17 protein-coding genes are annotated in these 24,290 nt (G+C 46.4%); 1 reads left to right on the plus strand and 16 read right to left on the minus strand.

The genetic code is table 11. The annotated features are described in order from the left end of the window. From ABEW34_RS13965 to ABEW34_RS14025, 13 genes are all read right to left on the minus strand, one after another. On the minus strand, positions 1-1,913 hold a 1,913-nt coding region (locus tag ABEW34_RS13965), incomplete at its 3' end, for an Ig-like domain-containing protein (RefSeq protein WP_430159705.1). Positions 1,914-2,301: 388 nt separating this feature from the next. After that, on the minus strand, positions 2,302-5,355 hold the full coding sequence (locus ABEW34_RS13970; protein WP_430159708.1) for an ATP-binding protein: 3,054 nt from the start codon (positions 5,353-5,355) through the stop codon (positions 2,302-2,304). After that, positions 5,352-6,500: a response regulator gene (locus ABEW34_RS13975; RefSeq protein ID WP_430159711.1), complete on the minus strand. Its 1,149-nt coding sequence runs from the start codon at positions 6,498-6,500 to the stop codon at positions 5,352-5,354. The genes ABEW34_RS13970 and ABEW34_RS13975 overlap by 4 nt, the downstream gene beginning before the upstream one ends. Positions 6,501-6,701: 201 nt before the next feature. Beyond that, positions 6,702-7,271 carry an SF0329 family protein gene (locus tag ABEW34_RS13980; protein ID WP_430159712.1) on the minus strand — a complete coding sequence of 190 codons (570 nt, stop codon included), beginning with the start codon at positions 7,269-7,271 and terminating at the stop codon, positions 6,702-6,704. Positions 7,272-7,421: 150 nt separating this feature from the next. After that, positions 7,422-8,198: a hypothetical protein gene (locus ABEW34_RS13985; RefSeq protein ID WP_430159715.1), complete on the minus strand. Its 777-nt coding sequence runs from the start codon at positions 8,196-8,198 to the stop codon at positions 7,422-7,424. 221 nt (positions 8,199-8,419) lie between these two features. Beyond that, on the minus strand, positions 8,420-9,007 hold the full coding sequence (locus tag ABEW34_RS13990) for a zeta toxin family protein (RefSeq protein WP_430159717.1): 588 nt from the start codon (positions 9,005-9,007) through the stop codon (positions 8,420-8,422). After that, entirely contained in the window at positions 9,000-9,176 is a 177-nt protein-coding gene (locus ABEW34_RS13995) for a hypothetical protein (RefSeq protein WP_430159720.1), read from the minus strand. The genes ABEW34_RS13990 and ABEW34_RS13995 overlap by 8 nt, the downstream gene beginning before the upstream one ends. A 492-nt stretch (positions 9,177-9,668) precedes the next feature. Then, positions 9,669-10,247 carry a DUF4256 domain-containing protein gene (locus ABEW34_RS14000; protein ID WP_430159936.1) on the minus strand — a complete coding sequence of 193 codons (579 nt, stop codon included), beginning with the start codon at positions 10,245-10,247 and terminating at the stop codon, positions 9,669-9,671. Between the two features lie 304 nt (positions 10,248-10,551). Next, positions 10,552-11,259 (minus strand): DNA alkylation repair protein, encoded by a 708-nt coding sequence (locus ABEW34_RS14005; protein WP_430159721.1) that lies wholly within the window; start codon positions 11,257-11,259, stop codon positions 10,552-10,554. Between the two features lie 104 nt (positions 11,260-11,363). Next, positions 11,364-14,846: a glycoside hydrolase family 2 TIM barrel-domain containing protein gene (locus ABEW34_RS14010; RefSeq protein ID WP_430159723.1), complete on the minus strand. Its 3,483-nt coding sequence runs from the start codon at positions 14,844-14,846 to the stop codon at positions 11,364-11,366. A gap of 183 nt (positions 14,847-15,029) precedes the next feature. Then, positions 15,030-16,712 carry a sugar ABC transporter substrate-binding protein gene (locus ABEW34_RS14015; RefSeq protein WP_430159726.1) on the minus strand — a complete coding sequence of 561 codons (1,683 nt, stop codon included), beginning with the start codon at positions 16,710-16,712 and terminating at the stop codon, positions 15,030-15,032. A 76-nt stretch (positions 16,713-16,788) separates the two neighbouring features. Continuing rightward, positions 16,789-17,661 (minus strand): carbohydrate ABC transporter permease, encoded by an 873-nt coding sequence (locus ABEW34_RS14020; protein ID WP_430159729.1) that lies wholly within the window; start codon positions 17,659-17,661, stop codon positions 16,789-16,791. 15 nt (positions 17,662-17,676) lie between these two features. Continuing rightward, positions 17,677-18,612: an ABC transporter permease gene (locus ABEW34_RS14025; protein WP_430159732.1), complete on the minus strand. Its 936-nt coding sequence runs from the start codon at positions 18,610-18,612 to the stop codon at positions 17,677-17,679. A 524-nt stretch (positions 18,613-19,136) separates the two neighbouring features. On the opposite strand from ABEW34_RS14025, the gene ABEW34_RS14030 reads away from it, so the two are divergent. Then, positions 19,137-19,745 carry a transglutaminase-like domain-containing protein gene (locus tag ABEW34_RS14030; protein ID WP_430159735.1) on the plus strand — a complete coding sequence of 203 codons (609 nt, stop codon included), beginning with the start codon at positions 19,137-19,139 and terminating at the stop codon, positions 19,743-19,745. Positions 19,746-19,821: 76 nt separating this feature from the next. Here ABEW34_RS14030 and mutT read toward each other — a convergent pair whose 3' ends face one another. From mutT to ABEW34_RS14045, 3 genes are all read right to left on the minus strand, one after another. After that, a complete protein-coding gene (gene mutT, locus ABEW34_RS14035) occupies positions 19,822-20,220 on the minus strand; it encodes an 8-oxo-dGTP diphosphatase MutT (protein WP_430159738.1) in 399 nt (132 codons plus the stop codon). A gap of 15 nt (positions 20,221-20,235) precedes the next feature. Further along, positions 20,236-23,394, minus strand: coding sequence for a DUF3427 domain-containing protein (locus ABEW34_RS14040; RefSeq protein WP_430159740.1), 3,159 nt, complete (start codon positions 23,392-23,394; stop codon positions 20,236-20,238). Positions 23,395-23,622: 228 nt separating this feature from the next. Next, on the minus strand, positions 23,623-24,258 hold the full coding sequence (locus ABEW34_RS14045) for a phosphoribosyltransferase family protein (RefSeq protein WP_430159743.1): 636 nt from the start codon (positions 24,256-24,258) through the stop codon (positions 23,623-23,625). Positions 24,259-24,290: the final 32 nt, after the last annotated feature.

Here is a 24,290-nt window from a genome sequence, read left to right on the forward strand (position 1 = left end):
GCTCCTCCCACTGCATCTACCGATGCTGTGAGCTGCTCGCTTCCTCCTTGCACAACGCTTGCGGTGCTTGGATTCACTCTTACACTGTTGACTGCTGGCGCTGCCGTGACTGTAATCGTCGAAGTGTCTTTTTTACTGCTATTTACCGTTGACGTTGCCGTAATCGTGTAATCACCCGGCGTTGCATTCGCTGCTACGGTTACATTCCCCGTGCTGTTCACCGCGACCTTGCTCGCATCGCTGCTCGTCCAAGTCACCGTCGCCGCCGCTCCTCCTACGGCATCCACTGTAGCTGTGAGCTGCTCGCTTCCTCCTTGCACAACACTTGCGGTGCTTGGACTCACAGTTACGCTGTTGATAGCTGGCGCTTCTGTGACGGTAATCGTCGAGGTGCCTTTTTTACTGCTATCTACTGTTGACGTTGCCGTAATCATGTAGTCGCCCAGCGCGGCATCTGCCGCTACGGTTACATTCCCCGTGCTGTTCACCGCGACCTTGCTCGCGTCGCTGCTCGTCCAAGTCACCGTCGTCGCTGCTCCACCTGCTGCATCCACCGCAGCTGTGAGCTGTCTGCTTCCTCCTTGCACAACACTTGCGGTGCTTGGGCTCACAGTTACGCTATTAATGGTCGGAGGCACAGGTGGCACATAACTGGAAGTCCGAATTTGAACGACGCTTCCGTTCGTCTCCTGCCACCCGACATATAAAACACTGTTTAACACTGCTGCCGCAGGAAATTGTGCAGCTCTCGACACATTCACGTTCAAACCATTGACTCCGTTTCCATCTACGCTCGTCCAACTCGTACCGTCATACTTTTTGACCCGGATTTGAAAAGCCGTTCCATTGTACTCCTGCCACACTGCATATAAATCGTTATCGAGTGCCGTTAACACAACATAGTTTGCTCTGTAATCAGTCTGCTTGTTTATACCATACATCCCGTTGCCGTCCACACTCGTCCAAGTGCTTCCATCATATTTCTTGACTCGAATTTGATTATCATTTGTTCCGACTATTTCGTCCCACGCCAAATATAAGGCGTTGTCATATACAGTCAATGAGGGACTGGCTCCTGTTTTTGCCCCATTTACATTCAAACCGGTCGTACCCCCGCCATCAATCGACGTCCAATTCGACCCGTCATATTTTTTGGCGCGAATTTGAACAGCGCTTCCGTTGGTTTCCTGCCACGCCAAATATAAAGAACCATTGTATTCAGCCATTTTAGGGACAGCCGCTCCCATTGAAGTGTTTACATTCAAACCGTTCACACCGCCGCCGTCAGCGCTTGTCCAAGCAGTGCCGTCATACTTCTTAACCCGGATTTGATTAGCGTTATTGTCGTTTACCTCATTCCACGCCGCATACAGATTATTGTCATGTACAAACAATGCAGGGTATGATACCCCTCTTGAGGCATTAATGTTTAGCCCATCTGGGCCGCCATCCACACTGGTCCAACTTGCGCCATTATATTTCTTGACCTTTATTTGATTGATGCTGGAGACTGCGTTTCTTTCAACCCACGCGATATATAATGCATCCTCAAAAACTGCCATTGCAGGGGTAGACGCCGCTTTTGAAGGATCTACGTTCACTCCATTTGCCCCGTTACCGTCGACGCTCGCCCAGCTCGTGCCGTTATATTTCTTAACACGTATTTGGTTCGCCGTTCCATTCGTTTCCTGCCATGCTTCATATACTTCATCGTTGAATACAGCTAATGCAGTGTAGTTCCCCTCTCTTGCAGCGTTTACGTTCAAGCCATTCGTACCGCCGCCATCCACTGGCGACCAGCCTGCCGCTGCCCAAGCCGTACCTCCGCTTGATAGAAGCGGTATCAAAAGCATAACGGCGAGTAAAAGATGTGCCGTTTTTTGGATTTTATCATTATTTCTATGCTTACTCATTACTGGGACCAATCTGCATCTTCCTCTCCACATTATCATTCTGTCTCATAGCCCACATTTTCTAGCTCAGCATACAGGAGTACACCTTAAAAAAACCTTAAAAGTCGACAATTTTCTACATCAAGGTGAAACGGCGGTCGCCATCCTCTGGCGGCGCAGCGCGTTTCATTCCGAGAAATATAGAGAAAGGATAAAAAAATCATATGCTTTCCTATATTTCAAGCGTAAACGGCTGTCGCCTTACTCTGGCGGCAAAGCTAATGTTTCGCGATGAAATAAGCCCAGTATAAGTGTAGAATTTATACTGGGCTTATTTAAAAAAACAGGCCCCATCGTAAAACGATGAGAACCTGTTGTGAGAACCTATAGCGTTAAGCAAAACAGCCTGTTAAACCCGCGAGGCAGGGATGCATATGGTGACCTTCGTACCACGTCCTAGTTCGCTTTCCAGCTCCAGCGAAACCCCGTATTCGTATTTCAAGCGCTTATTAATATTCCGCAAGCCGACCCCCTGCGGCTCATCTGTATCAGCTCGTTCAAGCAGCGTCTTCAATCGTTCTGGCGCGATGCCAACGCCGTCATCGGCTACGACAAACCGCCACTTTCCATCCGACTGTTCCGCTGTCATCTTCACCATCCCGCCTTCAAGTCGATCGCCGATGCCATGCCGAATCGCATTTTCTACAAGCGGCTGCAACAAAAGCGGCGGCATTTGCAAGCCATAAGCAGCCTCATCGATCGCATATTCGAAGCGAATACGATCTTTGAAGCGGGCCCGCTCAATTTCCACATACGTTCGAACAAGGCTGAATTCTTCGGCAAACCCTATGCGTTCCTCCGCATTGCTGAACCGAAAGCTTCCTCGCAGGTAATCGGCGAGATCGACAATCATCTTCCGCGCACGCTCTACATCCGTGTAGCTCGAGGCCACAATACTATTCAGCACGTTATACAAAAAATGCGGTTTGATCTGCGATTGCAAAAACGCCACTTCCAAGTGGACCGCTCGACCGAGTGATTCCTTCATTGCGAGCATGCTGCCGATTCTTGCCTTAAGCTCCTCCAGATCGAACGGTTTCGGCAAGTAATCATTCGCCCCTGCTTGGAATGCCGCCACCTTATATTGGGGTTGAAAGGCCGCCGTCACCATCAGGACGGGCAGCTCCAGCATCGAGTATCGTTTACGAATCTCCTGACACACTTCGTAGCCGGACATGCCCGGCATCATTAGATCGAGGATAACGAGATCGATCCTGCCCGATTGATCGATCTGCTCCAGCGCCTCGTTCCCGTTCTTGACCGCAATTACGTGATAGTCGAGAGCTTGAAGCGCGTCCAATAAAACTTTCAAGTTCACATACTGATCGTCGACGACAAGAACCGTATGCTTGCCGCTCTGATTCGTATAATAAGGCGTAGTAAAGGAATATTCCGGTTCCTTGAGCATCGCCTGAGGGCTTGAATAGGACGAGGACAAAGTCGCTTCTCTTCGCTGGTCTGCGATCGGAAGCGTGAATGTGAAGGTTGAACCGACTCCAGGCGTGGAAGCAACCGATAGCGTGCCCTTTTGCAGTTCGACTAGCTGCTTCGCGATCGGCAGCCCTAAACCAAAGCCGCGGTGCTGTGCTCCCTCAAGCGATTTGAACGGTTCAAAAATGAATGGAAGGTCTTGAGGCTCAATGCCTTCTCCTGTGTCGTGCACCGCAATTTCAAGCTTGCCCCCCTGCTCCCTCCCGGTAATGACAATCCTGCCGCTTTTCGTATGCTTGATTGCATTATCCAGCAAATTTCCGATAACCTGGCTCAGGCGGTTTTCATCGGCAAAGGCGGAAGGCAGCTGCGCGGGCACATGGTTCACCAGTTGAATGTGGTTTTCCGTACACAAATAGGAATAGAAGCGCACCTGCACCTCCGCGACCGAACGAACATCGATCGGCGCCGGAACGATTCTCATTTCGCCCTGCTTCAGTCTGGATAAGTCCAAGATGTCGTAAACGAGCTGCGAAAGCTTCCTCGTAATGTCGGTAATCAATTGAAGCTTTTCCCGTTGTTCGGCAGTCGGCGGATGTGCTACATCGCCTAGCATCGACTGGGAAATATTCAGCACGCCGTGAAGCGGCGTCTTGAATTCATGCGAGGTTCGGGCGAGGAAATCATCCTTTTGCTTGTCCGCTTGCAGCAATTGCCCGGACAGCTCCTCAATTTTTTTGAAAGCATTTGAGAACCGGAGCGACATCAGCAAGGCGAGCATCAGCAGCACAAGAAAAGGCTCAATCGGGGGAAGCACATAGATCGGCACGCCGAAATAAACGTTCATATTCTGGTTCAGCACCAGCGCATTCAAAGCCATTGCCGCCACGACCAAATACCCGCTGCCCGCTACTTTGTGCAGGGCCGTATACACGAATACATACGTTGCGTATAGCAGCGAAATAGTGACGTATAACGACGTCATTTGACGAAACAGCCCTGTTGAAAGCTGCGAGGCGAACCCGATATTCAGCAGGGCAAGAATCACCCCGGAGGCCAGCCCTCCCCGAGTGAGCCATTTAAAGCAGTAGGGCCGAAAAGCGGTATATACATATAGGAAAAAGCCAACACCTACGCCAACTGTCGAGACCATCTGAATGCGGAAATAAAGCCAGAACGGCAACGGGCCGACCGCATCGAATAGCACTCTTTCGCCGCTGACGCTTGTAAATACAGCGATACATACACAAACGAAGCCAAATACCGCAAGGGAAAAATCATTTCTTCGTTGGGAAAATAATCCAATAAAATATAATCCCATAATCAGAAAGGCGGTTAACGCCACCCAATCATGAGCTGTCGCCCGATCACGAAGCCCGGTAATCTGCTCAGCCTTGCCCAAGAGAAGGGATTCGCCGATCCCGCTGCCTACGCGAAATTCATGGTTGGCCACCTGAACCAGAATTTCATTCCAGCCCGGCTGCAGTGTGAAGTAGCTGACATACGGTTTGTTAAGCGCTTTGTAATGCTGTTTATCGGCCGGATTCCCGCTTGATCCGACGATATTGCCATTAACGATGAGCCGATTGGAAATAAGGATCGACGCTGTTTTCAGTCCATACACCGCCCCTGAATCGCCGATCTGGAGCTGCAATCGATAGGTCGCCATGCCAATCGTATCCATCTGGTTCAACCATGATCCAGGAACCTGAATCATCGCAGGCGTTAATTCTCCTGCTATAGCAGTAGAGAGAGAATGCTGCTGAGTGAGCAGTTGATCCGGATAAAACTCCCACTGCCCATCCAGCCGAACGGCTCCATCCTCCTCGAAATTCCATGCCGTTAAGTCCATGCCCCCATTCACTGCCGCTGGCATAGGCTTCTGATCCATAGAGGAATAAGTCAACAACATCACGTAGGTTGCAATCAGCAGAGATAAGGTGATGAGCGCCGCAGAAACTTTTTTTCTCATTCTGCTTGCCGCTCTGTCTTGTCTTTCGTTTGCCCAATTAACCGCAAGGTCTCTTCCTCCAGCTCAGCTCCCAATTGCAGGCGCACCGCTTGTTCCAATTGCAGGCAGACACGATGCGCTTCATTTCGATTGCCCATCTTCAGATGCAGCTTGATCAGCTCACGTCCGTCAATCTCGGAATCAGGGGCCAGCGACAATAGGTTTTGCATGCTGTCCACCGCAAGCGTATAATTGCCCTGACTTTGAAAATACGCACACCATTTACGAAGCACGCGGACATACGAGGCCTTGATCCCGAGCTGTCTGGCGGTGGCCCACCCGAAATCGCAGGCTTCCATATATTCGCCTTTGTACAGCTGGTTCATTTTATCGTAAAACCTTTCATCCATTTCCGCTTCAGCCAATGTGCTGCTCAGCAGCTGCTCAAATTCAATGACATCGACCGTCACCCCGTCCAATATAACGCCGAAGCCTTGATCCGCTTTCGTAATATGTATTGGAATATGATGCTCAGCCAAGCTTTTCCGTAAATAGGACAGGCAAGTATACAAATAAGTTTTCGCCTTATTCAGATCGTAGCCCGGCCATATGGCCTCAATGATCGATGCGGTATTCACAGTCTTTCCGGCATAATGGATCAAAAACGCGCAGAGCTCCCTTTCCTTCTTCGTTTTCCATGTCAGCCCCTTGTTCGTGACACCCGGAAATACTAGCTGGAAGCCTCCCAGACATTTGACGGTTGGGGTCATGCTTGCTCTTTGACGTGCCTGAAAAACGGACTCGGATAAGGATTGTTTAATGCGCGCAACCGCGTTCTGCAATCTTTCTATTGTAAATGGCTTCAGCAGATAGTCAGTCGATTGAATTTCAAATGCTTCGACTGCATATTCTGCATATGCCGTTGTGAATACGATCGGCATATGCGGGAACATGCCCCTGATTATTCTGGCAGCTTCCGTGCCCTTCATTCCAGGCATCTGATTATCTAGGAACACGGCATCTACGGGAGTATAACTTAAAGCCTCAATTGCTTGAAGCGGATTGATATATCTTCCTGCTACCTGAACACTCCCGATTTGTCCGAGCAAAATGCCCAACAAATCCAGCGCATCTTCTTCATCATCAATGAGCATTACACGAATCATCGGTTCTTGTCTCCTTAAACATTTTTGCAAATATCCTTTTCTGCACGGAGAACACTAACTCAAATAGGCAAGGTGAAACGGCTATCGCCGTCCTTTCGCGGCAAAGCAGCCGTTTCGCGTAGAAATATAAGCTGAGTATAAGGGGGAAACTTATAAAGTCTTATATTTTACAAAAATCTGATTACATCTTGTCTTTTATTTTCAAAACGTACTAAGCCGTAGTTCATAAAAATACTGCACAATGGGATGCTTTAGCTTTATTTTCTCGGTCATGTTTAACATTCGTTTTTTTCCAACGCGTCTGTCTACCAAAGCTAAAACATTCAATAAAATATCATGGCTCTCTATGCTTTCCTCTATAGAAGTGGATAAAAACTTATTAGCTGCAACGATAAAATTTGATTTACTTAGTGAGGCTTGTGCCGACATTAGCTCCTTTGCATATTCTGTTATTTTTCTACTTCTCGCAATTACGATTAGACGCTCCTCCGGAACGGTGCCCTTGGTATCTTTTCTGACTGCTTCCATTTCTTCATGGCTGATCGGAATTTGGATAGCTGAATCATTTTTAATTTCCAGTTCCGTCTGATACCATCTGATTGGGTTAGTTGTATCACTCATATTAAGCACGTTCTTTTTATCTACCGCTATATAACAAAGTCCGGCTTTATCAGGCAAATAACGATAGCTGGTTGAACGGTATTCGACCCTTCCATTTAACGCTGGACAGAGAAAACTCTCCAGATTTTGTTTCATTTTGCTCCAGGACATGTAATCCTCCTATGTTCTCTATTAATAACTGCCTCTTGAGGCAGTGGCAGTCGTTCTATCATCTATCATACAATAAGCAATCCTCAATCCTCTATGTTCAAATAAAAAAACCTCCACTGCTGCGGGAGGAGATTAACATAATACTTGCTATTAACGTGGTTGCCATTCAATGCTTTGCCCTATATTGGTGTCATAAATCAACTCAACAAAACAACTATTCATTTTCCAGAGCAAACTTTTTAGTTTAAAAGAAGAGATAAATAGACCCAATAATTCTTCTGAACTCTCTATTGGAAACTTCTCAGCATTTATATCAAGTAAACATGTATTACCAAATACAATACTGATTTCAAAACATGATGCTGCTATTGTTTCAATTGGAATGCACAAAGAAAGGAATAAATCAAGAAACGCTAATAATTCTCTCTGCCCCCAATCAGTAAGAATATTTTTTCTGTTGCTTTTCTTATAATTATCAATCTCCGGCTCTTTTTCATAATTTTCATATATGGGAAGTCTTTCATTCCTTTCAGAAAGAGCTCTTGCACCAATGCTATAGGTATACCATACACCGATAGCTTTCTTTGCATAAACAACATCTCGTAAAAGTGTCTGCTCTTCATCATCTATAATTCGGAACTGTGCTCCCAAATCTTTTAATAGCCATTTAGCAGCATACCAAGGCCATTGATGTAGGTCAGGTCTATTAGCTTGCTGTGGCGCATGTTTTTTTGACCACTTTCTATATTTTTTATCTGCTTTTTTTTCAAAAATATCGGGTACGTCCATTACACGGACAGCCGTAACATCCGACATATTAAATCCGTTCATATGTACTTCAACAGATTTTGCACTACGGCTATTTTTAGCAACAACAAAGCAGTCCTCGTAACCATCCGATTCAACCCAATACAATTTCCATTTCACCAAATGAACACCCCTTTCTTATTTCCCCTCATTTAAATGTTATTAGATAGGGTCAAAGTATTACGAGAAACGGGTATAACTTGCTTATGTAGAATACCAAATATAAAAAAAAGTCCAGTTGGTGAACTTGGACTTTTCAAAATCTCATTTGAACAAGCGAATCTGTTCGTACTTCCCTACATATTAAAAGAAGAACAGCCCATAAAGTACAGGTGTTCCTCTCACTTCAAATATGTTTTTTCAATTTGTTCGGCCCAACTAGGAATTGAATCCACACGATGTGTAATCAAACCATGACTTATTTGAAGTACTCTATCACCTTCAGCACTGCTGTTATCTATGACGATTAGATGGTCGATTAGATACTGATTGTTTATTAAATTACGAATCGAAGTGTCATGTCTTCTGACGATATCTTCAGTCGGAATATGATGTCCGCCATTTCTAACTCTCGCTGCAACTCGTTCGATGTTTAAATGATAATCACCCAAACCTACATAAAACATAGTAATCTCAAATTCGTTTGCCCTGGCATCACGCATGAGTCGAATGACATTACCTCCTGCTAATGTAGTTTCAACCGAAAAATCTCGTCTATAACGAATACAGTCTCTGGCCAATTTGATAGCCTCTTTGCCCGCAGATACCTTTCGGATTTCTGGATGTACTGAATCGATTCTTCGAGCCAAGGCATCAGGATCAATGTTTATGCTAATTCCCAGCCGATCAACAATTAGATTTCGAATCGTACTTTTCCCGCTGCCATTATTACCGGCAAATACATACATAATCGGTTTCTGTTCATCCATGAGAGACATCCAAATTCGCAATCGGGACAATATCTCCATTGTTGTATTCCTTAACAATTTTGCCTTCCGATGTTTTATATACAATATATGTGTCGTTCGCTTTTGCATCCAGCTTAGCGCGATCTCCTGTGAGCTTAATAAGCTTCTCTAGATCATTAAATTTATCCATGGGTTTCCCCTTCCTATCATAAGTATCGACACTCGATTCAATTATAACACAGCAGGATGATTTGACATCACACATTGATTACGTCTGGGCATCTTTCAATCACTCGACATTCGTTTCTGCATGAAATAGTACCCTTCTCAAACGCGTGATTGAACAAAAATCATTGAGGAAAACATGGATATAATCCAGTTCTTTATCAGCCATACATCTACCAATTTAAGTGTCTCCGACATCGTAAAACCAGACGTTATGGGCTCTTCCGGTGACAATCTGAATCCAATAATGAACGGCAAAGACGTATGATCGGAGACGACCAGGCTCGACTAAAATCCTAAAAGATGAAGACCCGTATTAGTCGCAAAGGCAGTTGCTATGACAATGCTTGCAAAGATCGTTCCATGATCTCCTTTAAAGCAACTGGCTTAATGTGGGGAGAGGTCAACCTATTCCTTGCTATCTAATGTAAAAAACAATCGGCCTTCACCTGCAAGGCTAGACCCTTAACCAGCCCCGGAAACCTCTAGCGCCATAATAGGAATCTGCTCCATTGTGATACACGAAGATCGTGTTATAGCGACGATCACAAAAAATAGCACCGCCTAGTTCTCTAATAGCAGCGGGTGTTTTCACCCAACTGGACGTTTTTAAATCGAATTTTCCAAGCTCCTGCAGCTCCCGATACTGTTCTTCTGTTAAAACCTCTATCCCCATGTCTCCTGCCATTTCCATCGCACTATTTTGCGGCTTATGCTCTTTGCGTGACTCCAGAGCTTCACGATCGTAGCAAATGCTTCTTCGACCTTTAGGACTTTCCGTCGAACAATCATAAAAAATGAACTCGCCCGTCTCTTTGTCATAATCAACAACATCCGGTTCACCACCGGTCCTCTCCATTTCATGAAGCGACCATAGCTTTTCGGTTTGAGCTTCAAGCTTTGCTTGTACATTAGCCCATTCAAGATCTTTATGCCAATCCCTATTTTTATCAAAACGGGCTTTCAAGGCTTTAAGTAATTCCTCACGCTGCTCCGTAGATAGCTCCTTTGCAGGGCTGTTTGGACTCGTTGTCATCTTCATTTCTCCCTTCAACCCATATCGAGCTTGCGCATCAGCTTTGGCCGAGACATCAAGGATTTTCGTAATAGGAGGATGCGAATTTTTAATTGGGCAATCCTGTTGTTATGCCTCCGCCCTTACATGTGCTTCTTCCTTTCATTTGACATTCGATGCGCGATTTCCTGCCTCTCCTCCCGTTTCGCATCAAGGCCTCAACTCTCGCTTTTCCGCCTGCATTTTCAACAGCACCGTTACAGCTTCCGCTCTTGTTACCTTGTCTTGCAGTGATCGATTGAGACCTGAGCTGGGTCAAGCTTTATCAGCACCTTACGTAATTGCGTTTGAAGCCGATTTGCCCTTTATCGACAGCCTTCTGAATATTGCTGGCAGCGTCTAGACGCTTGGTCTTGGACTTCGCGTCCGTCACCTCCACCGGCCCGATAGCTGCAGCGGTTTCGACCGCCTTGGCATGCAGCGGCACATAGGATACCGCTGTCGTATAGACGAAATTATTCATCGCATATTTGGTGCGTTCAGGAGCGGCGTGAATCGTATCGCAGACCAACTCCAGCATCCCGGCCAGCCTGCTCTCGGAGAATTCACTGTCCGGACGGCTGCCAAGCAGCCAGCAATAGCAGCTCCAGCCTGCCGACATGCGCAGCTCCTCGCCGCTTGAAATCCATTTATCTGCCACCTCGCGCGCAATATCCGTTTCCGCCAGCGTTACCGCTACGACGTAATCAGACAGCATAAAGAAATAGGCAGCGTCCAGCCATCGGTCAAAATCAGCCTCCGACATCGCCTCAGGCTCCGCAATAACACCAGCAAAATACATCGCGTCATAATTTCCAGTCGCATATAGCTGCTCGGCCAGCAGCTGATTTTTTTTCGTTCTTCGGGCAATCGGCTTCATCGCGCCTGTCGCCACGCCAAACAACGGCTCGCGAGCTCCATTGGAAACATATATTTTTTTGGTGCGCTCCTTGCCGAGCGCTTCAAGCTCCTGCATAACCTCTTCGACATTCATCAGTATCCCCTCCTTCTACTCTACTGTAAAGCTTGCTGCGTTATCGTCTTGTCATGCTCGGGGTCTACGAGCGAACAAAACCTTACTAAGCGGCTTCTCCTTGCTTACCCCCGCACAAAACGGAACCAGCCAAAGTCGAAGCTGCTGCCCGGCAGGAAGATGAAGGTCACTTTTTGCAGCCCTGTTACCTGCTCCAATTCAAATGTCCGTTCTTCGTATCCCTCCGATTTCTCGAATTCTACGAGCTGATTGCTTTCGCCGTTCTCGCCAGCGAATCGAATATGGATCGTATTTTTGTCAATTGGCGAGCTCCCATTGATGACTAGCTTCGAAGCACCCTCACCCGCAAAGTCCATATGTGCAAATTCGAGTGAAACATTATTGCCGATGCCTTCCACACGCTCATCTGCGAAGGTAAAGGTATCGCCATAAGCTCGATCGCAGGAGGCTGCCGCATTTTGTTCGAAAGCCCGATTTTGGCGTTCAAAAGAAAATCCTTTAATATGCACCTTCTGGCGAAGCACGAAGCAAATCGACGTAATGCCGCGAAGCCTCTTGGTCAGACGATAGGTTTCTTCCTGATAGACGTTCCACTGGGATGGCTTCTGATAAATGACGTCGGCAACTAAGCTGCTCCCCTCAACGCCGGGCATGCCTTCCCAAATTTGCAGCGCATACTCCTCGCTGGACAAGGCGAAGATCGGCAGCGTAATGGTATCAGAGCCATAAGGGCCGAAGTCGATATCGTGAAAGCCTACTTGCGTTTCGCCATCCCGGCTCGTCGCTACCCCTCTATCATTGCCATTCCCAACATCGCCTTTGCTATAATCGTAAAGCCCCGCCGAAATGAAGCCATATGGGTCCTTGTAGGCAGTTCCAAGACCTGCTGCCTTAAACTCCAGCTGGGAAATCAGCTTCGTCTTGTCTGTGCCGTTCTTACTCGTACAACGAAGACGGAAGGCACCGTCGCCGATAGCGGATATTTTCGCCTCAAGCCCATTCACTTCGAGCTTGGCCAAATTTGAATCAATCCCTTCGTCCGTTACCGCACGCCAATCCACGTCTCGATACGACGTATTTTCCGGCCACAGCTTAGCTCGAACAACGATTTCCTTGGTCGATTCATCTATGATTTGACCAGAGTCGCTAATCATTTCGATTTTACGAAGCGGCGTTTCTTCATCCTCCCCCGTCACGCATGCCAGCTCTTGATTGCTCGTGTTGGCTGAAATGCCTTCCAAGCTCACACCGTTCACCTCGCTCGCAGGGTGCGACTCGAATTCCGCCACCTGAGCTTGCATCCCCTTGGAGGACACCTCGATTCGGATTTCCCCCGGCTCAAGCGTTGCTCCAATAATCGCCATAAGCTTGCCGCTGAACAATCTTCTGCTTGTTCCCTTATACGGATCAAAATCCGTGCTGTCGCCATTATCAAGCCCCAGCAGGCGGCCTGCCCCCGTCACCTCGACATGAACACGATTGTTCGCATTGTCTACCGAATGACCCTGTTCGTCCAGCATACCAATTTCCACAAAAATCAAATCCGTACCGTTCGCCGTCAGCACCGCTTTATCAGCCTCGAGACGAAGCTTTGTCGCATCACCGAACGATGTTCGAACATCGGTTGCGATCACGTTGCCATGCTCGTCATAGGCGATCGCCTTCATTTCCCCTTCCGCATAAGGCACCTTCCACCAGCCCACAAGCTCCGTTCCATGCTCGTGATCAATATCGTAAGTTCCAATCGTATCCCCATTAAACTGCAATTCAATCTTCGGCGCATTCGAACAAACCCTGACATCAATCATTTGCCCCGCATTAAAATCCCAATACGGGAAGAGATGCACCATCGGCTTCGTTTTATAATCTGTCCAAGCGGCCTGATAGATATAATAGGAATCCTTCGGGAAGGTAGCCGTATCGATCTGGCCGAAATATGAGTTTTTCGTATGATACGGTGTCGGCTCCCCAATATAATCGAATCCGGTCCACAAAAACTGGCCAAGTGAAAACGGCATATCCCGCTCCGCCAAAATACAAGCCTCCGCCGACCTGGCTCCCCAGCTTGTCGAGCTGTTTCCAAGAGCCGAGCATTGCTCGTCATCGTCGGCAAGAATTGATTTTTCAAACGGGAAATGATAAATCCCTCTGCTCTGGACGACCGAAGCGGTCTCGCTGCCGTAGATGATCCAATCCGGATGCTCCTCATGATGCTTGCAATAATATTTTTCTGCGTAGTTATAGCCAGCAACCTTTACGATATCGGCGCATTTCTGCGCATTTTCCCACGGCATATAGTTCGAGCCAATCGTAACCCGCGCATTCTGCTTCGGATCGAACTCCAATACATAATCCATGAGCATTCTGGTGATTTCCTGGCCATGCTCGTCCGCATGCGTATCGTAAATCTCGTTCCCGATGCTCCACATGAGCAGGCTTGGATGATTCCGATCCCGAAGCACCCAGCTTTTCACGTCCGCATACGCCCAATCCTTGAAAAATCTAGCGTTATCGTAAGCCGTCTTGGGTCGCTCCCACATATCGAAGGCTTCCGTAACGACGAATAGTCCCATCTCATCGGCCAAATCCATCAGCTCAGGAGCAGGCATATTATGCGCTGTGCGAATGGCGTTCACACCCATTTCCTTCAGCAGCTCAAATCTTCTCCGCAGCGCATAGATGTTGAATGCTGCTCCTAGAGCACCAAAGTCATGATGCTCGCAAACCCCATTCAATTTCAGCTTTTTCCCGTTAACCTGAAGCCCCTGCTGCGGATCAAGGACGATGCTTCTGAAGCCCAGAGGCTGTGTGAGCGTCTCCAATTCTTCGTATTCATCTTCGTCTACATTGCGCTCTTCCCCGCCCGATTCCGGCGATACTCGATGCATTCGCGTGATGATTTGATACAAATTCGGTTCGTCCGTGCTCCATAAGAGAGGATCATTTACGATTAACGTTTGGCTATTTTTTGTGACATCGCCGCGTTCAGCTTTTACCCGCTCCGAGGTGGATGCAACCGTCTGCCCTTGGAAAAGGATATCTTGCGAAAGCAGCACATCTTCTTCAATATACACGTCCGTGTCCACTTCCACCAGCCAACTGCCACCGCTGCCGCCATCTTGCAGCTTGGCTGTAACATAGACGCCGCCTGTGACAATGTGATGGTTGCCTTGCTCTTTGAGCCAGACGTTGCGGTAAATGCCTGCTCCCGAATACCAGCGGCTGTTCGGGCTCTGATGCACCACTTTCACGATGATTTCATTTTCCCCTTCGATAACCGCAGCCGTGATATTGTGCTCGAAGGAAGCATAGCCGTTTTTCCATTCGCCTACAGCCTGGCCGTTTACGTATACGGTAGAATCCATGTACACACCGTCGAAGCAGAGCAAGAGCTCACGATCACTCCGCGACCTTATAAACGTCTTGCGGTACCAGCCAATACTGTTCTCGTAAAGTGCCAATGTATTATAAATCAACCAATCATGAGGAAGATCCACCGGTTCGAAATGCAGCCCCGCATGCTCGGCAACGTCCAGACCGCTTTTGGCAAATTCCCATCCATCGTTGAAAAGTTTTTTCGTATTCATGATCGAACAGCTCACTTTCATAGGTTTTGAGATAGTTGCGGCAATCGCTCAAGGTGAAACGGCTGTCGCCGTTCTTGGCGGCGCGGTGCGTTTCATTCCGAGAAATATAGAGACAGGATTTCCAAAAAGGGCCAGGTGCAGCCTCCTTAGGAGACCGCACACCGAGCCCTTTGATTTTAGAAATTAATAGCCTAATACGCTTTTCGTCTTCAGGAAAATATCATTTGCCATATCCGTATAACGCGTGCTGCCATTCGCTTCAACCTGAGCCTTATAATTGTCCCACTTGTCGAAGCTTTCTTGCCCAAGAATAAACTTTAATGTCATCGTCTTGACATAATCCATAAGCGGCGTCGAGATCAACTTCATCTGTTCACTTTCCTCCGTAGTCGCCATGATAGGCGGCGCAAGCTTGCGCGGCTCCCTTGTCGCTTGGACACGCTTCACAAAGTCCTGCTCACCTTCGGTCATCTTGGACATTCTCAGCTTCTCAGAGCCGCCATAAGCGAACATTCCTCCGGCAAAGCCATAATCAACGTTCAGTTGCTTAGCTGCGCCTTCATTCATTCCGTTGTAATAAATGTCTGGGTTAAGCACGACATTACCGTCTGCATCAAGCGTATACGTCTCACCTTCTACGCCCCATAGGCTGAGCATTTGACCTTCATTGGAGTACCAGAACCAGTCTATGAAACGAAGCATTTTAATAAAACCTTCCTCGCCCAAATCATCAAGCGCGTTCTGGCTGATCATAATGCCGTTTTCCAAACGAGAGGTCTCGACCTGGAGCTGTCCTTTTGGCCCGCCGGGCTGGGTAATCATATATAATTCGCTGTTCGGATCCTGCATTTTGCTCTTGAAATCAGCCAATACCTGATAGATCCCGCTTATCACATAAGTGTCGCCTTTGAAAAATTTCGCTTTGGCCACATCGTCTTCTTGTGTAAAGGTTTCAGGGTCCATAATGCCTTCAGTAACCAGCTTATTGAAATAACCAAGATACTCTTTAAAGTCCTCCGAGTTGTCGGCAAATGAGAACTGCTGCTTGTCATGGTCATAGCTCAGGCCATTAGATAATGCCCATCCTCCGGTGACGCCATATTGCACGCCCGTTATGCCTAGAGCCGATTCGCCCTTGAATTGATCGGAGATGACGTATTTTGCCCCCGTATGCTCTTTAACCTTCTTCATCGCTGCGTAGAAATCCTCATACGTCCAATTCCCTTGCTGGCCCTCGACGTCTACTCCCGCCGCTTCGAACACGTCTTTGCGTATAATATAGGAATAACCGCCGCCAGCGATCTCCCACATGCCTGGAAGGACGTAATATTTTCCGTCTTCCTTCAGCTTCGCCTTCAGATCCTCTTCCATTCCCCAATCTTTGACGGCTTTCATATAGTTCGGCATGTATTGCACCCAATCGCTGACGGGTACGATTTGGCCCGTTGCCACGAAAGCGGATTCATCATATGTCTTAGGAATAATATAAGGCGCATCGCCACTATTTACCAGCAAAGACTTCTGATTTTCATATTCGGTTCTAGCTGTAATCGACAAATCGAAGGTCACATTCGTTTTTTCCTGAATCGCGCTCCACAGTCTCCAGTCCTTTTTATAAGGGTAATTCTCATGGTCGCTGTACATCATCGAGTAGGACACCGCTTCATTGGAGTGGAACGTCTGATCTTCCCCAAAGGTGTAATCCTTAGCTTCGCCCGCTGCTGACTCGGTCGTGCCTGCCCCGTTCGATGATGCTGCGGGCTTGTTATTGCCGCCCGAAGTCCCTTCGCTTCCAGACGTGCATGCCGTCATAAATACGAGCAGCAGCGCCAGCAATCCCATTACAAATGATTTACCAAATTTCATCGTTTTGCCTCCCCTTTTTGGTACGAGCTTTTTATATATATAACGGAAACGTCTAAATCGCTCCCCATTATATCGCTTAACCTTTGACAGCCCCGATCATCATCCCCTGCACAAAATACCTCTGCATGAACGGATAGATGCAAATAATAGGCAGCGAGGTCAGAACCATAGCTGTTGATTTGACGCTTGCTGCGATTTGGCTTGTCTGCTCGGACGTAGCCCCGATTTCAGTCGGACTGACCGCATTGTCAATAATTTGCTTCAAATACAAGGCAACCGGCCATTTTTCCTTCGACTGCAAATAGAGCGATGGTCCAAACCAGTTGTTCCACATGCCGACGATGACGAACAGCATAATGGTGACTAGAATCGGCTTGGACAACGGAAGAATAATTCGTGTGAAAATCCCAAACACGCCTAAGCCATCTACGCGCCCCGCCTCTTCCAACTCGCTGGGCAAGCCGGCGAAAAACGTCTTCATCAAAATCACATTGAAGGCGCTGATCGCCCCCGGAATGACGATGGCCCAGATCGTATCTCTCATTTCCAACGTTTTTGCAATCAGAATATAGTTAGGGATGAGACCGCCGCCAAAATACATCGTAAACAGCACGAACGGTATAAAAAATTTATTGAGGCGCAGCTTTTCTTTTGAAAGCGGATAAGACATAATAGCCGTCGCAGCAACCGCGATTAACGTGCCAATGACCGAATAAACAATCGTATTCCAGTAGTAACGGAAGAAGTCAGGCTTGCTTAAGATGACCTCGTACGTTTTGGTCGTAAATTCCACCGGAAAGATCGTCACCTTGCCCGCATAGATCGCAGCTTCCGAGCTGAAGGACTGGGCCACGAGATAGACGAATGGATATAGGGTGAAAATGACAACCAGAATCATAAATAGTCCGTTTAAGAGGTTAAAAATGCTAAAAGCCCGGGTTCGTTTCACTTGAACGGCTCCTTTCTACCACAAGCTGGATTTCGTCGTCCGCTTCGATACTGCATTTGCGGTCGTCACTAAAACTAAACCAATGATGCCTTCGAACAGCCCTACCGCTGTCGCATAACTAAAGTTGCCGCCGGTAATACCCATTCGGTAAACATAGGTCGAGATGACATCCGCCGTTTCATAGGTTAGCGGATTGTACAAAAGCAGGATTTTCTCGAAATTCGAGCCCAGAATGCTGCCGATATCCAAAATCAAGAGCACCATGATCGTCGGCAAAATGCCTGGAATCGTGACGTGCATCGCGAGTCGCAGTCGGCTCGCTCCATCGATTTTCGCCGCTTCGTAAAGTGCCGGATTGATGCCGGTCATCGCCGCCAAATACAGGATCGTTCCCCAGCCTAGACTTTGCCAGACACCAGAGGTGACGTAGATCGCCGGAAACCATTCGGGCAAGGAGATAAACGAAATTTGCTCTAGACCAAACGAGTTCAATACGCCGTTAATCGGTCCCGTTAAGGAAACGATCTCCTTCACCATCCCCGCCACGATGACCATGGATATGAAATGAGGAAGATACGATACCGTCTGCACAAACTTCTTCCACTTGACCCTTCGCAATTCGTTGAGCAGCAGTGCGAATATCAACGTAATCGGAAATTTGACCAGCAGATAGCTCACGCTGAGGTTCAGGTCATTGAAGAAGGCTCTCCAGAACGTCGGGTCCTTCATAAACATTTCAAAATAAGTGAACCCGACCCATTCCGAGCCAAAAATATTCGGCCCGCCTCTATACTTCCGGAAGGCAATAATGTTCCCAAGCATCGGCGCATACTTAAAAATGAGGAAGTAAATTACCGGTATGATAAGGAACGAATACAGCTTCCATTCCTTTTTTACATGTTTCCAAAGCGGTGTTGTATCTACTGCCTTGGCTCGTGCATGAGCTGCCATTGTGTCATCACTTCCTTATGAAAATTTATACAGCTTGATGCTGATCGTCCATCTGCCCTCCCTAAAACACAAACCCCCGAAATGTTATTCGGTGAACCGTTTGAATTATCTTTTCAACTACGTAACCGCTTTCACTCCATCAATTTATCGAAATCGCCCCCGATCATCAATGTTCAATAACCAAAAACGATGCCCAATTACGGAAAATGGACAATTTACAATTTGAAACGGATTGACCGTTTCCCGAATTTGGGGGTTGTGACATGGAAAAAGACGACTTCCGGGTGTTTGGAAATCGTCTTATTTATCTGTTTGCCTATTGCTGGTATGCCACTCGTTTCATGACTAAAATATGCCCGCTCTCCAGCGCCTCTAAATATCGTTGTACTCTTCGCAGGACTCGAACGAATAGAACGTGTAATTGCGTCTGAATTTTATTGAATAATTATTTAAAATAATGCATAATTATTAAATCGCTATTTCGAATATGGAAGTATGCAAATAAACCTTTGAGGGGAATTAGAATGACGCTTACTTGCGAGTCCAGCAGCCTGGATGATTATTTAGAAGAAACTACAGAGGTTGATTATGGTCATTTTTCGATAAAAGCTTTAGCGTCGGAATTATATAGTCAATCATTAAATGAAATGGATTATGTTAAAACGGCCTTTGAATTTGTTCGTGATCACATCTCTCATTCCGTGGATATTCAAAGCTCTCGCGTTACGTGCAGAGCATCTGAAGTCCTTCTTTTCAAAGAAGGCATTTGTTATGCAAAATCGAACCTTTTGTGTGCATTATTAAGATGCCAAGGAATACCGGCTGGGTTCTGTTACCAACGTCTAACTTTGGGAGATACCCCAGATACGGGGTACGTTATCCATGCGTTAAATGCTGTTTATATTAGGTCAATTGGAAAATGGATTCGATTAGATGCACGGGGAAATAAATCGGGGGTAGATGCTCAGTTCTCACTGGAGGAAGAGAAATTAGCTTTTCCTATACGCGAGGAATACGATGAAATCGATTATCCTGTCATTTATACAAAGCCAAACATAAAAACAATCCACTCATTACTTCAAAATACAGATTGTACGACTATGTATCTGCATGGTTTACCTTCAAGCTTGTAGGAGCAGCTTTTATACAGCAACAAAAATACGACCGCCTATACCTAATAGCGGTCATATTTTTGTTCAAAATTCGGCTTTAAGTCGTTCTATTCCTTTCTTGCTCCAGCATCTCAACAAACTTCATATCTGCTGGCGCGAAGCTATATTCTTTCAGCTCCACACGACTCACCCAACGATAATCATCATGATCGACTAAAATAATTTCCCCGCTTATGTATGAAGCTTTATACGCAACTAGCCGAATATGAGTTGTACCATAATAATGGTCATTCACGCCAAACCATTCCGTAGGAAAAATTTCAATCTGCATCTCTTCCAGCAGCTCTCTGCGGAGACAGGACTGCGCCGTTTCTCCCTGCTCGATTTTCCCGCCAGGAAACTCCCATAGTCCTTCCTGAGACTTTCCTTTTTTGCGCCGAGCGATTAAGAGCTGATTCTGTTCATTGCTGATAATAGCTGCAGCCACCTCAAGCATTCCAATTACCTCCTCCTAAACAATGGCTTTATTCGCTGCTGGCACTAAGGCAGGAGGCATTTCCTTCTTCAAGCGCCACACAAAGCTCATCGGCTTATTTCCCTCATGTCTCACATACTCCACTTCTCCTAAAAACATAAACGGCGACGTGAAGTTATGCTCTTCCTTGTATTCCCGAACGAATAAGGCAATGCGATGGCCAAGCTGCTTATGATGAATATATCTTTGAGCGGTTTTCGTCTCCTCCGAGATACGGCTTTGGGTCTGCCAATGGAACAATCTCTCGTTGATTGCATAGTCTTCATACAGGGTGGACGGCGAGAAATCCTTATCTGATTTATTGAGCGTAATAAAGAAAATATCCGTGCCCTTGTCCTCCAAATACTTCACGCCCTCCCGGAAGCTTGGCGCCTTATCCTCGTTCCAAACCCCAAAAGCCGCTAATATTTGATTGGTCGAATACCTGCAATGCAAATCCAATGGACACGCGTATGGAAAAGCATTGAACTCGTCAACAAAGTTTATATGCTTCTCATTATAGGATAAAATATCAATGATTTCTTCCCGGAACGCTTGGCAGGAAATAATAAATTGAATACCCTGCTCGATACTCGTAAAGCCCTGCTTGCTCGGCTCTGATGAGTAGAACGTGTAGTAGAACAGATTCAGCATAAGCTGCTCTTCGTCTGCAGCCACGCTTTTTTCACCGGATAGGTAAGCAATGAGGAATTTTAATAGCCTGCGTGAGTTAAGGCTTAGCAAGGCAGGCAAGCGTTTGACTAAATAATCCTCCTGCTCCATTTCAAAAGCATCCAGAACCTCTGCTTCCACCATCAAGCCTCGAAAGGAACGTTTCCCTGTTCTCCCGCCATAAAGCTCCTGCAAGGTCATTCCATGGTATTGGACAAAATTCTCAAGCGTCAGCTCAAGTCCCGTGTCCCCTGCAAAATATTTCAGCTTATAAATCAGACTTCTTCTGTTTATCGTTGCCTGCTTCAAATTTTGTAGAATGAAGGTTTTGGCCAGCTTCTCTAGCTGAATAAAGCTGCCCTTCGGCAGACTCGAAAAACCATGCTCGACATAATGCTGGACAGAATGCTTCGTTTTTCCCAATATCGCTCGAAACTTATCTTGAAAATTGTAGTCCTTATGCGATTGGCCAATAAAATCAAGAACCGTCAAGCATTCCTTCCCTTCCGCCAAACGGAGGCCCCGGCCTAATTGCTGCAAAAAAACCGTCAGACTTTCCGTTGGTCGCAGGAACAACACCGTATTCACTTCTGGTATATCGACACCCTCATTATAGAGGTCTACGACAAAAATCATTTTCAGCTCGCCATTTACGAGCTTATGCTTGACTTGATTCCGGTCTTGTTCACTTGAACCGCCATGCAGCGCTTGCGCTGGAATCCCCGCTTCATTAAAGACTTTAGCCATATAAAGCGCATGGTTAACCCCTACACAAAACCCAAGACCCTTTACATCGTCTACATCGGTCACATATTTTTTCAAGCTGTTAATGATTTGTGTGGCTCGAATTTTGTTGTTCGTATAGAGGTTTTCAAGCTCTTGCAGATCGTAGCCGCGCCTTGACCATTTCACCTGAGACAAATCCACATGATCGCTCACCCCAAAATATTGAAACGGACAAAGCAATTTGCGATCAATCGCATCCGTCAGACGAATTTCCGCTGCAATCGTATCGTCGAAATAATGCAGCACATCCTTGCCATCCATCCGTTCAGGCGTTGCCGTTAAGCCCAGTAAAATGCTCGGCCTGTAATGGGCCAAAAGCTTCTGATAGGTTGGCGCCGCCGCGTGGTGGAACTCATCCACAATAATAAAATCGTAGAAGTCCGCTGTTGTATGCTCCGTTAACTTAAGCGTATTAAAGCTTTGAATACTGATAAAAAGGTGCTCAATAGACCCAGCCTGATGGCTCCCGACATGCAGCTCACCAAAGTTCAAGTCCTTCAAAACAAAACGAAACGTGTCCAGGCTTTGCTTCAAAATCTCTTCCCGATGAGCCACGAATAACAGCCTCGCTCGGGCGTTCCGCTGAGTAAACCGTCGGTAGTCAAAAGCGGAAATGACCGTTTTGCCTACACCTGTAGCGGCGACAAGCAAGTTTTTCGACCTGCCGTATAACGTTCTCTCCGCTTCCAGCTTCTCGAGGATTTCCTTCTGATAATCGTAAGGCATAATATTGAAGGCAAAATACATCGTTTCTTGATTGGGGTCATTTTTATCCCGTTTCCCCAGTGCTTGCTTTAGTCGGTCTTCATGCTCCGGTTCGTCAGCTGAATAGCTGGTAAACTCACGATCATTCCAATAGCTCTCGAACGTCGCTTCGATTTTTTTCAGCACGTCGTAGGAATCCTTCTCCGTTACCTTCAAATTCCACTCTAGCCCACTTGTAAGCGCCGGGTTTGAAAGATTGGATGAACCGACATAAGCGGTCGTAAATCCCGTATCCCTTTTGAAAACATAAGCTTTGGCATGCAATCTTGTACGACTGCTATCATAGGAGATTTTGATTTCCGTATTCGGCAGCTTGCTTAGCTCCATAACTGCTTTGAAATCGGTCGCTTCCATATAGGTTGTTGTAATAACTCGCAGTTGCCCGCCTCGTGCGGTAAATAGCTCAAGCTGCTCCATGAGACAACGGAGTCCACTCCATTTGATAAAAGAAACGAGAAATTCAATGCGGTCCGCCGTTACAATTTCCTGCTTTAATTCGTTTAACATATTGGGCTCGGCATGTGAGCCTGTGAAAAGCGAGCTTTGGGATAGCGGCGTTGTTGGACGCACAATCTTATCATTTTTGATCGCGCGATGAGAATTCAGCTTGGCATACACGTAGGTAAGGATTTCCCCTTGCTCGTGCAGCTCCAGCTCCTCATAATCCTGATGATCGAGACTGTTTCGGAGCGAGGCAATCATTTCGTTGCAGGCTCGAACCTGCGCTAGTACCGCTTCCTCGTCGCTGCTGGAACTCTCACGCACCAGCTTTAAGGCTCGGCGAATGACCGTCGCGATATAATTGGAAAGCAGCTTCCGTGCTTCCTCCGGATCAAGCGGCTCCTTGCCAATATCATAAGCTGACGGATCTAATGCTCCCAGCTGCCTCAACGTTCCGTTATTGATGATCTGTTCATAAAGACCTTGCTTCATGGAACACCTCTGTGTGTTTGGAATCAGTCATTAAGCATGAATAATTAGTAGGCTTCATATTCCTCAGGAAGGCTGATGATTTACCGAGTTTCATTGTTTTTCTCCTTCCATAATGCGTGACTCCTTAAGAGATATATCCTTATATTAACATAAATGAATAATGGAATAGAAAAAAGAACAGCCCCTTTACTTGACTGTTCTTACTATAATTTTAGTCTCTGTATGTCATTAATCTAATAGACTTAATGCTTGATAGTCAGTTATTTCTTCGAAAGTTTCATAGAATTCATCTACAACAAATCTAATATTGTCGGACATATAATAATAGTGTATACTTGCACCAGTATCTTCTAGAACTTTTTTCGTATGAGAAAAGATCACCGGTGTAGCGACAATTAAACGTCTCGGCTCCGATTGTTTTATTTCTTTTATTGCCGACATCATAGTATAACCTGAAGCGATACCATCGTCTATAATAACTACAGTCTTATCCGTATACACACAGGGATTTGGAATATATCGTGAGAAGGACTTTCGCTTTTTATTTATACTTTCTAAAGGAATTTTCTTGAATTCTTCAATCATTTGGGGAGACAATTTTAAATCGCTAATCCTCTCTTCATTAAACATTTCATAATGTTCTGATACGGAACCCAATCCAACGTATGGGATCCCTTGTAAAGGAATTTTTTTTGATAATACAACATGGAGTGGTACGTTGAATATATTAGTAATTGATTTGGCTACAGCAATCCCCCCATTTGGTATCGTAGCAAACAGCATGTTGTCATGAACAATATTTTTCATAGTTTCTAGCAGTAGTAATCCAGCATGTTCTCTATTTTTAAAAATCAACTTACACATGTTTCTCCTCCTGTCCTGATCTCACTCCTTTG

It is taken from the genome of Paenibacillus algorifonticola (assembly GCF_050481745.1).
Lineage (GTDB): Bacteria > Bacillota > Bacilli > Paenibacillales > Paenibacillaceae > Pristimantibacillus > Pristimantibacillus algorifonticola_A.

Coding starts and splice junctions, on each gene's coding strand:
- ABEW34_RS13970 (WP_430159708.1), bottom strand. CDS start 5,355: ATGAGAAAAAAAGTTTCTGCGGCGCTCATCACCTTATCTCTGCTGATT.
- ABEW34_RS13975 (WP_430159711.1), bottom strand. CDS start 6,500: ATGATTCGTGTAATGCTCATTGATGATGAAGAAGATGCGCTGGATTTG.
- ABEW34_RS13980 (WP_430159712.1), bottom strand. CDS start 7,271: ATGTCCTGGAGCAAAATGAAACAAAATCTGGAGAGTTTTCTCTGTCCA.
- ABEW34_RS13990 (WP_430159717.1), bottom strand. CDS start 9,007: ATGGATGAACAGAAACCGATTATGTATGTATTTGCCGGTAATAATGGC.
- ABEW34_RS13995 (WP_430159720.1), bottom strand. CDS start 9,176: ATGGATAAATTTAATGATCTAGAGAAGCTTATTAAGCTCACAGGAGAT.
- ABEW34_RS14000 (WP_430159936.1), bottom strand. CDS start 10,247: ATGACAACGAGTCCAAACAGCCCTGCAAAGGAGCTATCTACGGAGCAG.
- ABEW34_RS14005 (WP_430159721.1), bottom strand. CDS start 11,259: ATGAATGTCGAAGAGGTTATGCAGGAGCTTGAAGCGCTCGGCAAGGAG.
- ABEW34_RS14010 (WP_430159723.1), bottom strand. CDS start 14,846: ATGAATACGAAAAAACTTTTCAACGATGGATGGGAATTTGCCAAAAGC.
- ABEW34_RS14015 (WP_430159726.1), bottom strand. CDS start 16,712: ATGAAATTTGGTAAATCATTTGTAATGGGATTGCTGGCGCTGCTGCTC.
- ABEW34_RS14025 (WP_430159732.1), bottom strand. CDS start 18,612: ATGGCAGCTCATGCACGAGCCAAGGCAGTAGATACAACACCGCTTTGG.
- ABEW34_RS14030 (WP_430159735.1), top strand. CDS start 19,137: ATGACGCTTACTTGCGAGTCCAGCAGCCTGGATGATTATTTAGAAGAA.
- mutT (WP_430159738.1), bottom strand. CDS start 20,220: ATGCTTGAGGTGGCTGCAGCTATTATCAGCAATGAACAGAATCAGCTC.
- ABEW34_RS14040 (WP_430159740.1), bottom strand. CDS start 23,394: ATGAAGCAAGGTCTTTATGAACAGATCATCAATAACGGAACGTTGAGG.
- ABEW34_RS14045 (WP_430159743.1), bottom strand. CDS start 24,258: ATGTGTAAGTTGATTTTTAAAAATAGAGAACATGCTGGATTACTACTG.